12 protein-coding genes are annotated in these 12537 nt (G+C 71.4%); 7 read left to right on the forward strand and 5 right to left on the reverse strand.

All coding sequences use genetic code 11. The features are described 5' to 3' along the window. The first annotated feature begins 43 nt into the window (after positions 1 to 43). From ccrA to HZF07_RS22895, 3 genes are all read left to right on the forward strand, one after another. Entirely contained in the window at positions 44 to 1381 is a 1338-nt protein-coding gene (gene ccrA / locus HZF07_RS22885) for a crotonyl-CoA carboxylase/reductase (RefSeq protein ID WP_181645627.1), read from the forward strand. A 137-nt stretch (positions 1382 to 1518) separates the two neighbouring features. Continuing rightward, entirely contained in the window at positions 1519 to 2817 is a 1299-nt protein-coding gene (locus tag HZF07_RS24650) for a hypothetical protein (RefSeq protein WP_269778399.1), read from the forward strand. Next, entirely contained in the window at positions 2814 to 3941 is a 1128-nt protein-coding gene (locus tag HZF07_RS22895) for an AI-2E family transporter (RefSeq protein ID WP_181645628.1), read from the forward strand. The genes HZF07_RS24650 and HZF07_RS22895 overlap by 4 nt, the downstream gene beginning before the upstream one ends. On the opposite strand, the gene HZF07_RS24655 is transcribed toward HZF07_RS22895, so the two are convergent. Next, positions 3919 to 4902 carry an EamA family transporter gene (locus tag HZF07_RS24655; protein WP_309504945.1) on the reverse strand — a complete coding sequence of 328 codons (984 nt, stop codon included), beginning with the start codon at positions 4900 to 4902 and terminating at the stop codon, positions 3919 to 3921. The genes HZF07_RS22895 and HZF07_RS24655 overlap by 23 nt on opposite strands. Before the next feature lie 69 nt (positions 4903 to 4971). Between HZF07_RS24655 and HZF07_RS22905 the strand changes: the two genes are divergently transcribed. Continuing rightward, the gene (locus HZF07_RS22905) at positions 4972 to 5508 is read left to right on the forward strand and encodes a CGNR zinc finger domain-containing protein (RefSeq protein WP_181645629.1); all 537 of its coding nucleotides are present in this window, start codon (positions 4972 to 4974) and stop codon (positions 5506 to 5508) included. Positions 5509 to 5515: 7 nt separating this feature from the next. Here the strand turns inward: HZF07_RS22905 and HZF07_RS22910 are convergent, their stop codons facing one another. From HZF07_RS22910 to HZF07_RS22925, 4 genes are all read right to left on the reverse strand, one after another. After that, on the reverse strand, positions 5516 to 6304 hold the full coding sequence (locus HZF07_RS22910; RefSeq protein WP_309504946.1) for an alpha/beta fold hydrolase: 789 nt from the start codon (positions 6302 to 6304) through the stop codon (positions 5516 to 5518). A gap of 186 nt (positions 6305 to 6490) precedes the next feature. Continuing rightward, positions 6491 to 7279, reverse strand: a complete 789-nt coding sequence (locus HZF07_RS22915) for a hypothetical protein (protein ID WP_157339849.1) — start codon at positions 7277 to 7279, stop codon at positions 6491 to 6493. A 9-nt stretch (positions 7280 to 7288) separates the two neighbouring features. Next, positions 7289 to 8767 (reverse strand): MFS transporter, encoded by a 1479-nt coding sequence (locus tag HZF07_RS22920; protein WP_157339850.1) that lies wholly within the window; start codon positions 8765 to 8767, stop codon positions 7289 to 7291. A gap of 40 nt (positions 8768 to 8807) precedes the next feature. Beyond that, positions 8808 to 10607 carry a 3-hydroxyacyl-CoA dehydrogenase family protein gene (locus HZF07_RS22925; protein ID WP_157339851.1) on the reverse strand — a complete coding sequence of 600 codons (1800 nt, stop codon included), beginning with the start codon at positions 10605 to 10607 and terminating at the stop codon, positions 8808 to 8810. Between the two features lie 123 nt (positions 10608 to 10730). On the opposite strand from HZF07_RS22925, the gene nucS reads away from it, so the two are divergent. From nucS to HZF07_RS22940, 3 genes are read left to right on the forward strand one after another with little or no spacing between them, the layout of a single operon-like run. Then, positions 10731 to 11408 (forward strand): endonuclease NucS, encoded by a 678-nt coding sequence (gene nucS / locus HZF07_RS22930; protein WP_181645630.1) that lies wholly within the window; start codon positions 10731 to 10733, stop codon positions 11406 to 11408. A gap of 46 nt (positions 11409 to 11454) precedes the next feature. Further along, positions 11455 to 12171 (forward strand): class I SAM-dependent DNA methyltransferase, encoded by a 717-nt coding sequence (locus HZF07_RS22935; protein WP_157339852.1) that lies wholly within the window; start codon positions 11455 to 11457, stop codon positions 12169 to 12171. A gap of 33 nt (positions 12172 to 12204) precedes the next feature. Next, positions 12205 to 12519, forward strand: a complete 315-nt coding sequence (locus tag HZF07_RS22940) for a DUF952 domain-containing protein (RefSeq protein WP_157339853.1) — start codon at positions 12205 to 12207, stop codon at positions 12517 to 12519. Positions 12520 to 12537: the final 18 nt, after the last annotated feature.

The raw sequence follows: 12537 nt of genomic DNA on the forward strand, positions 1-12537 counted from the left end.
ATCTCCCGCCAACAGCCCGACCCTGACCCACCCAGGAGCCGACGTGCAGCACATCCTCGACGCGATCCTGGCCGGCGACACCGCCGCCGGCGACTTCGCGAACCTCGACATCCCGGACCACTACCGCGCCGCCACCGTCCACAAGGACGAGGTCGACATGTTCGAGGGCCTCTCGAGCAAGGAGAAGGACCCGCGCAAGTCCCTGCACGTCGAGGACGTGGCGCTGCCCGAGCTCGGCCCGGGCGAGGCGCTGGTGGCGGTGATGGCCTCCGCGATCAACTACAACACCGTGTGGACCTCGATCTTCGAGCCGGTCTCGACGTTCGGCTTCCTGGAGCGCTACGGCCGGCTCTCCCCGCTCACCAAGCGGCACGACCTGCCCTACCACGTGGTCGGCTCCGACCTCGCCGGCGTGGTGCTCAAGACCGGTCCCGGCGTCACGAAGTGGCAGCCCGGCACCGAGGTCGTCGCGCACTGCCTCTCGGTGGAGCTCGAGGATCCCGACGGCCACGGGGACACGATGCTCGACCCGCAGCAGCGGATCTGGGGCTTCGAGACCAACTTCGGCGGCCTCGCCGACGTCGCGCTGGTCAAGGCCAACCAGCTGATGCCCAAGCCGGCGCACCTGACCTGGGAGGAGGCCGCGTCCCCGGGCCTGGTCAACTGCACGGCGTACCGCCAGCTGGTCAGCAAGAACGGCGGCGACATGAAGCAGGGCGACAACGTCCTGATCTGGGGCGCCTCCGGCGGCCTCGGCGGCTTCGCCACGCAGTACGCCCTCAACGGCGGCGCCACCCCGGTCTGCGTGGTCTCCAACGAGGAGAAAGCCGCCATCGCCCGCTCGATGGGCGCGGAGCTGATCATCAACCGCTCCGAGGAGGGCTACCAGTTCTGGAAGGACGAGCACACCCAGGACCCGAAGGAGTGGAAGCGCTTCGGCGCCAAGATCCGTGAGCTCACCGGCGGCGAGGACATCGACATCGTCTTCGAGCACCCCGGCCGCGAGACGTTCGGCGCCAGCGTCTACGTGACCCGCAAGGGCGGCACGATCACCACCTGCGCGTCCACCTCGGGCTACATGCACGAGTACGACAACCGCTACCTGTGGATGAACCTCAAGAGGATCATCTCCTCGCACTTCGCCAACTACCGCGAGTCGTGGGAGGCCAACCGTCTCATCGCGAAGGGCAAGATCCACCCGACGCTGTCGCAGACCTACCCGCTCGCCGAGGTCGGCCAGGCCGCGCTCGACGTCCACCAGAACGCCCACCAGGGCAAGGTCGGCGTCCTCTGCCTGGCCCCCGAGGAGGGTCTGGGCGTCCGCGACCACGAGATGCGCGACCAGCACCTGGAGGCGATCAACCGGTTCCGCGGCGTCTAGCCGCACCGAGGTCGCCGCCTCATTCGTCGGCCCCGCCCCGATCCGGTACGAGATCGTGCCGGGTCGGGGTGGGTTGTTCTCGGCTGATCCGCCAGACTGGCCCACGACACACCGACTGCCGAAGGAGAAGCTCCGCGATGAGCGACCAGGGACTGTCCATCTTCGACGACCAGGAGCCGGAAGAGGACCAGGCCCGCGCCGCGGCCGACGACGCGACGCAGGTGATGCCGGCCGTGCCCGGGCGGGACGAACCGTCGCCCGCCGAGCAGCTGATCGAGGCCGAGGAGCCCACGGCGCCGACGGCGCCCACGCCCCACGCCGAGACCCCCGCCGAGGCCCCGGTGGAGCCGGAGCCCCAGGCCGAGACGCCTGCGCCCGCGTCCGCGCCGGGTCCCGTGCCGACCCCGGCGCCGGTGCTCCCGCCGCGCGCCCAGGCCGCCGCACCCAGTGCGATCCCGGTGGTCCGCCGCGGCGGCTACGACCGCGACGCGGTCGACACGCGGCTGCGCCAGCTCACCGCGGAGAAGTCCGGCCTCAGCTCCAGCCTCAGCGAGTCCGAGCGCCGTGTCCTCGAGCTCGAGGATCAGGTCAAGCACCTCAGCGCCGAGCTGGAGGAGAACAAGAACCCGTCGTACGCCGGCCTCGGTGGTCGCGCGAGCGCCATGCTGCGCCTCGCCGAGGAGGAGGCGGCCGAGGTCCGCGAGATCGCCACCCGCGACGCCGCGGAGATCCGCGAGCAGGCCGCCCGCGACGCCAAGGCCATCCGGGCCGACGCCGCCCGGGAGGCCGAGGACATGCGGCTGGTGCAGCTCAAGGAGCTCGACGAGCACCGGTCCCGGCTCATCGCCGACGCCGAGCAGGAGCGTGAGCTGGCGCGCAGCGAGGCCGCCGACATGGTCGCCACCGCCCAGCGCAACTCCGCCCAGCTGCTGCTCGCCGCGGCTCAGGAGGCCAACGAGCTGCGCACGTCCGCCCGTCGCGAGGCCGAGCAGCTGCGTGCGGGGGCGGACCGCGAGGTGCTCGAGGCGCAGCGGACGCTCGCCGTCGAGAAGGAGCGGCTGGCCCGCGAGGCCGCCGACCAGCACGCGACCGCGACCGCCGAGACCAAGCGCCTCGTCGACGAGGCCGAGCAGCGGGCGGAGGCCGCCGAGGAGCGCGCCCGCGCGGCGACCGCGCAGGCCAACGAGCACCGGGCCCAGGCCTCGACCGAGGCCGAGGCGCTGCTCGCGCGGGCCCGACGCGAGGCCGAGCAGGTGGTCACGACGGCCCGCACGCACGCCGAGTCGATCACGTCGACCGGTGCCGCCGAGGCGGAGCGCCAGGCGGCCGCCGTGCGCGCCGACGTCGACCGGCTCACCAAGCGACGCGACGCGATCACCGCGCAGCTCGCGTCGCTGCACGAGGTCATCTCGGGCTTCACCAAGGACGAGGAGTGAGCGAGGCCCCGGCACCGGTCGAGGAGGAGCCCGCCGCCGAGGGCGACGGGGGCATCCCGACCGGCGACGAGTACCTCGGCGAGCCGGGGCCGCCCCTCGACCGGCACGCGCCGTTCTACGTCGGCTTCTTCGGCGGGGCCGGCGTGCTGCTCGCGATCTGGTTGGCGATGCGCATCCAGGCGGTCGGCTCGACGCTGATGCTGATCGTCGTCGCCCTGTTCCTCGCGGCGGGCCTGAACCCGTCGGTGGAGTTCTTCGAGCGCCGGGGCATGCGCCGCTCGTACGCCGTGATCACGGTGATCCTGGCGTTCCTCGCCGCGCTGACCCTCTTCCTCGTCGCGATCGTCCCGGTCATCGCCGACCAGGTGCGCACGCTCACCGAGAACGCACCCGAGTGGTTCGCCGAGCTGCAGCGCAACCGTCAGGTGCAGCGGCTCGACGACGAGTACGACATCATCGACAAGGTCCAGGACTACGTCACCGGCGGCGACTTCCTGAGCGCCATCTTCGGCGGCGCGGTCGGTGTCGGGCTCGCGGTGCTGGGCGCGCTCTTCAACGGCTTCATCATCATCGTGCTGACGCTCTACTTCCTGGCCTCGCTGCAGACCACGAAGGCGGCGATCTACCGTCTCGCCCCCGCCAGCCGCCGCGACCGGGTGGGCCGGCTCGGCGACCGGATCGTGCGGAGCGTCGGTGGCTACGTCTCCGGGGCGTTCCTGGTCGCGATGTGCGCGGGCATCTCGTCGCTGGTGTTCCTGTTCGTCGCGGGGCTCGGGCAGTACGCCGTGGCGCTCGCGTTCGTGGTGGCGCTGCTCGACGTGATCCCGATGATCGGCGCCACGATCGGCGCCGTGATCGTCACCGCGATCGCGTTCGCCACCGACTGGAAGATCGGCGTCGCGTGCCTGATCTTCTACGTGATCTACCAGCAGGTCGAGAACTACGTCATCTACCCGCGGGTGATGTCGAAGTCGGTCGACGTGCCGGGCGCGGTCACCGTGATCGCGGCGCTGGTCGGTGCGGCGCTCTTCGGGGTCGTGGGCGCGCTGCTGGCGATCCCGACGGCCGCCTCGATCCTGATGCTGGTGCGCGAGGTCTGGGTCAGACGACAGGACCAGCTGTAGCGACCGCAGCGGTGTCCTTCTCGCCGAGCTTGACGAAGACCACGCCGCCGAGGATCAGCAGGCCGCCGAGCAGCTGCACCGGCCGCGGCAGCTCGTCGAGCAGCAGCCAGGCGAAGAAGACGCCGGCGAGCACCTCGGTCAGCGCCACGAACGAGGCCAGCCGGGAGCCGAGCCGCCGGCTGGCGGCGATGCCCGCGGTGTAGGCGATCGCGGCGGTCACCACGCCCAGCACGACCATCGGGACCCACCACGCGACCGTCGTGCCGGCGTACGTGACGCTGTCGGTCGACGCGCGCATCGGCAGCAGCCCCACGAGGCCGAGCAGTCCGAGGGTGAGCGTGCCGACGACGAGGCCGCCGGCAGCCAGCACCAGCGGCGGCAGCCCGTTGCCCTCGTCGGCCGAGATGACGAAGTAGGTCGCCGCGCCGACCATGGCGGCCAGCGCCCAGAGCACGCCGGGCAGGCTGAGGTCGGCACCGGAGAGCAGGTCGAGCACCAGCACCAGCCCGAGCGCAGCCAGGCCGGCGCCGACGAGCGTGATCGGGCCCGGCCGCTGGCCGTGGCGCAGCCACAGCCACACGACCACCGCTGCCGGCGCGGTGTACTCAATGAGCAGTGCGGGCCCCACCTGCATGTGCTGGACGGCCGAGAAGTAGCAGAACTGGGCACCCGCGACCGCGAGCGCGCCGTAGACGAGCATCACCCAGGCGTTGCGGCGCAGCAGCACCCAGCGCCAGCGCAGCGATGCGAGGCCGAACGGGAGGACCACCACGGCCGCGATGCCGACCCGGACGAGCACGATCGCCCCGGCGCTCCAGCCGGTGCCGAGGAGCTCGCGGGCGAGGGCTCCGGACATGCCGAAGGCCGACGCGGACAGCAGGGCGAACCCGAGCCCGCTCGCGAGACGACCGCCCTCGGCGGCCTGCTCGGGGGTGGAGGTGTCGCGGGCGAGGTCGGTCACATCTCATGCTAACGGGGAGATTCCGACGATCCGCCGCCAGGCCACCTGTCAAGCCAGTAATCTGCGACCGTGCCTTTGACAGATGACACCACGCTGGTGCTGCAGGCTGCCGTGGCACTGGCGAACTCCGCAGTGGGCACCGACACGCTGACCACCGTCGAGGACCTCGACTTCTGGTACGCCGAGCACATGCAAGCCAGCCGCCGAGCGGCCGGCGAGCGGGAGCTCGAGAGCGTCCGGGCGGTGCGCCCCATCCTCTACGAGCTGCTCAGCGCGGAGCGCGACCGCGCCGCGGAGATCGTCAACGAGCTGCTGGCCGAGTCCGGCACCACCCCGCAGCTCGTGCGGCACGGCGCCTGGGACTGGCACCTGCACGGCGTCGCCAACGACGCCGACCCCGCGACCCGGATCGTCGTCGACACCGCGATGGCGATGATCGACGTCGTCCGCGACGACGAGATGTCCCGCCTCGGCCTCTGCGCCGACGAGACCTGCGAGGGCATCGTCCTCGACCTCTCGCGCAACCGCTCGCGGCGCTTCTGCTCGACCGCGTGCGGCAACCGCAACGCGGTCGCGGCCTACCGCGCCCGCCAGGCCTCCAGCTGACCCGGCCTCACCGCACGAAGCGGCGCAGCACCTCGGTGAAGACCGCGGGCTGCTCGGAGTGCACCCAGTGGCCCGCGTCCTTGATCGTCACCTTGCGCACCCGGGGGAACCACCGCTCCATCGACGCGGCGTACTCCTGCTGCACGTAGGCCGACGTCTGCCCGGCCACCCACAGCGTCGGACCGTCGTACGGCGCTGCCCCGGCCAGCGCCTCCTCGGGCCAGTCGGCGAGCGCGGCGAGGTCGCGGTCGAGGACCGGGAGGTTGGGCTGCCAGGACCAGCCGTCGTCCCCGCGGCGGAGGTTCTGGAGCAGGAAGCTGCGCACCGTGGTGTTGGGGACGGCCTCGGCGAGCGCCTCGTCGGCGTCGCTGCGACGCTCGAGCGCGTCGAGGTCCAGGGCGCGCATCGCCGCGATGTAGCCGGTGAACTCGCTGCGCTCCTCGTAGTCGACCGGGGAGACGTCGACGACGCAGAGCCGCTCGACGAGGTCGGGGTGCCGCAGCGCGAGCACCATCGCGGCCTTGCCGCCCATCGAGTGGCCGACCAGCGCGACCGGGTCGGCGGGGTCGAAGAGCGCCGCGACCCGGTCGGCGACGTCGACGTAGTCGAAGTGGTCGGGCCACACCGAGCGACCGTGGTGCGGCATGTCGACGAGCAGCACCCGGTGGTCGTCGGCGAACGCCTTGGCGATCGTCGTCCAGTTCTTGCCCTGGCCGAAGAGCCCGTGGCAGAAGGCGATCAGCGGGCCGCTCTCCCCCATCGTCGTGACGTGCAGGCCGCTCTCCCTCAGCACCACGCGTGGACTCCCCTCGGGCTCAGGTCACGGTCTCGCAGCACGACCGCGAGCCGGTCGCGGAAGTGCTCGCAGGTCCACCGGAAGTCTGCCGGGCGGCACTCGACCGCCAGCACCCGGGCCCCGTAGGCACGCCGGGTCGCGGACCACGACGCCCACGTGCTCGGGCACCGGCGAGCGCGAGCACGGTCAGAAGTCGAAGCCGCCGAAGTCGCCGAAGGCGTCGCCGATCCCGTCGCCGATGTCCCCGATGCCGTCGCCGATGTCCCCGATGCCGTCGCCGATGCCATCGCCGACCGCGCCGAGTCCGTCGCCGACCATGTCGAAGCCGCCGAGGCCGCCGAACAGGAGGCCGGTGAAGAGGATCGGGCCGAGGCCGCCGAACGTGCCGGCGGCGTAGGGCGCGTAGGCCGGGCCGGCCTGGTAGTAGGGGACCCGCTGGGCGCCGGCCATCACCATCCGGGAGTCGGGGTCGGCTCCGACCCGGACCCGCTCGGCGTCGAGGGCGCAGGCGGGGACGTCGCGCGGCGCGCCGCCCGGCGGTGCCCAGAGCACGTCGGTGACGGCCGTGCTGTGGCGCGGGTCGAAGAAGCACGCCGGCCGGCGCACCGGCAGCGCCTCGCCCGCGACCCGGGCCCGGACACATGCCATCGCGTAGCGCCCGTCGTCGAGGATCTGGGTGACGTGGCGGACGTCGTCGGGCTGCGCGATCGCGTCGGCCGCGGTCTTCGCCGCCTCGTAGGCGTCCAGCGCGCGCTGGTAGTCCGCGCGCTCACCCTCGTCCAGCTGCCGGCCCGCCAGGTCGACGTCGAGCTCGCGCAGCTGCTCGCCGAGAGCGGTGACGTCCTCGAAGGTCAGCTGGCGCACCGGCGCCAGCTCGGCCTCCCGGCGCTCGAGCTCACGCTGCCGGGAGCGGCGCTGGGCGACGACGAGCGCGACCACGGAGATCACGAGCAGGACCAGGATGACGCCCATCATGCCGCCAGCCTACGTGGACGCCCCAGCCCGCTCGTCCTGCTGGTCGTCGTCCTCGGCGACGGTCAGCGGCTGGGCGATGCTCTCCAGGGAGCGGCCCTCCGCCTTGACGCCGAGGAACGCTGCGACGATGCCGGCACCGATCATCAGGACGGCGCCGATGAAGTAGCCGATCGCGATGCCGGTGATGTCCTTGTCGGCGGAGGCCTGGTCGATGAGGTAGCCGAACAGCAGCGGGCCGCTGATGCCGCCGACGGCCGTGCCGATGGCGTAGAAGAACGCGATACACAGCGCCCTGGTCTCCATCGGGAAGACCTCGCTCGCGGTGAGGTACGCCGAGCTCGCGCCCGCCGAGGCGAAGAAGAAGATCACCGCACCGAGGATCGTCAGCGACAGCGCCGTCACCGAGCCGAGCAGGAAGCCGGTCACGCCGAGCAGCGCGCCCGAGATCACGTAGGTGAACGTGATCATCCGGACCCGGCCGACCCGGTCGAACAGCGGCCCCAGCAGCAGCGCGCCGGCGAAGTTGCTGACCGCGAACGCCGCGATGTAGTAGCCGGTCTGGTCGACGCCGAGGAACGTGCTGAGTGTGTCGCCGTAGGTGAAGAAGAACGCGTTGTAGAGGAACGCCTGGCCGACGAACAGCGAGAAGCACAGGACCGTGCGCTTCGGGTAGAGCGTGAACACCGTGCGGGCGATCATCGTGAACGGGATCGTCTTGCGCTGCCGGATCGTGATCGTCTCGTCGACGCCCTCGAGCCGATGCCCGGACTCGTGCTCGACGGTCTCCTCGATCTCGCGGACGATGCGCTCGCCCTCCTCCTCGCGGCCGTGGATGAAGAGCCAGCGCGGGCTCTCCGGCACGTTGCGCCGGACCAGGAGGATGCCGACCGCCAGGATGGCGCCGAGCCCGAACGCGAGGCGCCAGCCCCACTCGGCCGGGACCACCGTCGGGTCGAGGAGCGGGATCGTCAGCAGCGCGCCGCCGGCCGCCCCCACCCAGTAGGAGCCGTTGATCCCGATGTCGACGCGGCCGCGGAACTTCGCCGGGATCAGCTCGTCGATCGCGGAGTTGATGGCGGCGTACTCGCCGCCGATGCCGAAGCCGGTGAAGAAGCGCGCCATGAAGTACCACCACGGCGCCATCGAGAACGCCGTGAGCACGGTCGCGCACATGTAGACCGCCAGCGTGACGAGGAAGAGCTTCTTGCGGCCGAACCGGTCGGTGAGCTGCCCGAAGAACAGCGCGCCGATGCAGGCACCGGCGACGTAGATCGCGCCGGCGAAGCCGACGTCCCAGCTGCTCAGGCCCAGACCCGTGTCCGGGTCCTTGAGCGCGTCGGACATCGAGCCCACGATCGTGACCTCGAGGCCGTCGAGGATCCAGACCGTCCCGAGTCCGACGACGATCAGCCAGTGCCACCGCGCCCAGGGCAGCCGGTCCAGCCGGGCCGGGATGTCGGTGGTGATGCGTCCGGTTTCAACTCCCATGACCATCGTCGTACCCCCCGAGGGGCACGGCGATGCCAGGTCAGCGCGCGGAGTAGTCCCGGAACCCGCGCTTGGTCTTGCGGCCGAGGTAGCCGGCCGTGACGAGGTGCTCCAGCAGCGGCGCGGGCGCGAAGCCCGGCTCGCGGAACTCCAGGTAGAGCTCGCGCTGGATCGCCAGCGACACGTCGTTGCCGACCACGTCGAGCAGCTCGAAGGGCCCCATCGGCAGCGCACACCCCTGCTTCATCGCGGTGTCGATGTCGTCGGCGGTCGCGTAGTGCGCCTCGAGCATCTTCACCGCGTCGTTGAGGTAGGGGAAGAGCAGCGCGTTGACTATGAAGCCGGCCCGGTCTCCGCAGGAGACGGCGACCTTGCCGAGGCTCGCGCAGAGCGCCCGCGTGGTCTCGGTGACCGCCTCGGAGGTCACGACCGTCGAGACGACCTCGACGAGCTTCATCACCTGGGCGGGGTTGAAGAAGTGCATGCCGATGACGTCCTGCGGTCGCGAGGTCGCCTGGGCGCAGGCGATGATCGGCAGGCTCGAGGTGGTCGTCGCGAGGATCGCTCCGGGCTTGCAGATCTCGTCGAGGTTCTCGAAGAGCGTGGTCTTGATCGCGAGGTCCTCGGCGATGGCCTCGACGACCAGGTCGACGTCCCCGAGGTCGTCGAGCGCGAGCGTCCCGGCGATCCGGCCCAGCACCTCCGCCTTGGCGTCCTCGGTGGCCCGGCCGCGCTGGATCTGCTTGTCGAAGCTCCTGGTGATCGCGGCGACGACCCCGTCGAGCTTCTCCTGGCCGCGGCCGACGAAGAGCACGTCGTACCCGGCCTTGGCGAAGACCTCGACGATGCCGGTCGCCATCGTGCCGGTGCCGACGACGCCGACCCGCGCGATGTCGTGGCGCAGCTGCGGCTTCGCGTCGGCGGACGGCGTGCGGTCGTCGGGGACGACGACCGGGCTGTCGGGCGCCTCATAGGTGTAGAAGCCGCGACCGGTCTTGCGGCCCAACCAGCCGGCGGTGACCATCTGCTTGAGGACCGGGGCGGGCGCGTGCAGGCGGTCGCGGCCCTGGCGGTACATCGTCTCCAGGATCTCGTACGCCGTGTCGAGACCGATCAGGTCCAGCAGCGCCAGCGGGCCCATCGGGTAGCCGCAGCCGAAGCGCATGGCGGCATCGATGTCCTCGCGGCTGGCATAGCGGCCCTCGTACATCGAGACGGCGTGGTTGAGGTAGCCGAAGAGCAGCGTGTTGGCGATGAAGCCGGCCTTGTCGCCGCAGACCACCGCCGTCTTGCCGATGCCGCTGATGAGCGCCGTGACGTCGTCGAGCACCTGCTCCTCGGTGACGACGGTGCGCACCACCTCGACGAGCTCCTGCACCGGGGCGGGGTTGAAGAAGTGCACGCCGACGACCCGACCCGGTCGGGAGTTGGCGGTCGAGATCTCGGTGACCGAGAGGCTGGAGGTGTTGGTGGCGAGCACGGTTTCGGCGCCGACGATGCCGTCGAGCTCGCGGAAGAGCGCCTTCTTGGTCTCCAGGGACTCCACGACCGCCTCGACGACCAGGTCGGCGCCGGCGAGGTCCTTGATCTCCGTGGTGAACGTGATGCGGCCCAGCAGCTCGGCCTGCTCGGCCTCGCTCAGCTTCTCCTTCTTCACCGCGCGGGCGGTGGAGTGCTCGAGGTACTGCCGGCCACGAGCGAGGGCGTCCTCGTCCTTCTCGACGCCGACGACGGCGTACCCGTGCCTGGCGAACACCTCGGCGATGCCGGCACCCATGGTGCCGAGGCCGAGGATCCCGATGGTCTGGAAGGGGCGCGAAGGAGACGCTGCACTCGTCATGGCGCGCATGGTGGCACGGGACCGCCGTGGTTGGCAGTGAACTAGTTCACTCGCCAGTAACTTAGGAACGATCCAATCTCCCGCCCGCGGGCGTCGGGGGCCGTCCGGGTAGATTCCTCGCCCGTGAGACTCGTCGTTGCCACGTGCCAGGTCGACTACGCGGGCCGGCTGACCGCCCACCTGCCGATGGCGACCCGGGTGCTGATGATCAAGGCCGACGGGTCGGTGCTGGTGCACTCCGACGGCGGCTCCTACAAGCCGCTCAACTGGATGTCGCCGCCCTGCACCCTGCGCGAGGGCACCACCGAGGACGGTCGCCCCGAGTGGACGGTCACGAACCCCAAGACCGACGACACCCTGCGGATCCTGTTCGAGGAGATCCACCACGAGTCGACCCACGAGCTCGGCGTCGACCCCGGCCTGCAGAAGGACGGCGTCGAGAAGCACCTCCAGGAGCTGCTCGCCGAGCACCCGGCGACGCTCTCCCCCGGCCTGACGCTGGTGCGCCGCGAGTACCCGACCGCCATCGGGCCCGTCGACCTCATGTGCCGCGACGCCGAGGGCGCCTCCGTGGCGGTCGAGATCAAGCGTCGCGGCGAGATCGACGGCGTCGAGCAGCTCACCCGCTACCTCGAGCTGCTCAACCGCGACCCGCTGCTGGCCCCGGTGCGCGGCATCTTCGCCGCGCAGGAGATCAAGCCCCAGGCCCGCGTCCTCGCCACGGACCGCGGCATCGCCTGCGCCGTCGTCGACTACGACGCCCTGCGCGGCCTCGACGACCCCTCGCACCGGCTGTTCTGAGCGAAACTCGGTCGCGCGCGGCCCCACCCGGCACCACGATGGCGGCATGCGGGAGAACTTCTTCGACGTCGGCGTCGCGGAGCACTACGACGACCCTGACGACGAGATGTTCTCGCCGGAGGTGCTCGGCCCGACGGTCGACCTCCTCGCCGAGCTCGCCGACGGGCAGGCCGCGCTCGAGCTGGCGATCGGGACCGGCCGGGTGGCGCTGCCGCTGAGCGAGCGCGGCGTGCCCGTGCAGGGCATCGAGCTGTCGCAGGCGATGGTCGACCAGCTGCGCGCCAAGCCCGGCGCGGAGCGGATCGAGGTGGCGGTCGGCGACATGACGTCGACGCGGGTCGAGGGCAGGTTCGGCCTGGTCTTCCTCGTCTTCAACACGATCGGCAACGTCACGAGCCAGGACGACCAGGTCGCGGTCTTCGAGAACGCCGCCGCCCACCTCGAGCGCGGGGGCCGCTTCCTCATCGAGGTCGGCGTGCCCCACGTCGGCGAGCGCTTCGTCGTCTTCGACCACACCGACGGGCACGTGGGCGTCGACGAGCACGACGCGGCGACCCAGCTCTCCTGGTCGCACCACTACTCCTCGACCGACGGCGAGATCTACCGCCGCCGGTCGATCCCCTTCCGCAAGGTCTGGCCCACCGAGCTCGACCTGATGGCCCGGATCGCCGGGATGGAGCTCGAGTCGCGCTGGGCCGACTGGGACCGCAGCCCGTTCACGGACGCCAGCGCCAAGCACGTCTCGGTGTGGCGCAGGCGCTGACCGGCCGGGTCGGCCGCCTGCCACGATGGGCCCATGCGCATCTTCCACATCGCGACACTCGCCGACTGGGAGGCCGCCCAGGCGTCCGGCGCCTACACGACGTCCACGCGCGGGGTGACGCTGGAGGAGGAGGGCTTCATCCACGCCAGCCGCGCGGACCAGTGGGAGGGCGTGCGGTCGGCGTTCTACGCCGACGTCGCCGAGCCGCTCGTGCTGCTGGAGATCGACACCGACCTCCTCGGCGCCCCCGTCGTGGAGGAGCCGCCGGCGCCCGACGTGGCCGAGACCTACCCCCACGTCTACGGCGCCATCGCGCCCCGGGCGGTCGTCGCCGTCACCCGCCTGTAGCGCGGGGTGCCGGCCCGG

The sequence above is a fragment of the Nocardioides agri genome (assembly GCF_013778305.1).
GTDB classification, from domain to species: domain Bacteria; phylum Actinomycetota; class Actinomycetes; order Propionibacteriales; family Nocardioidaceae; genus Nocardioides; species Nocardioides agri.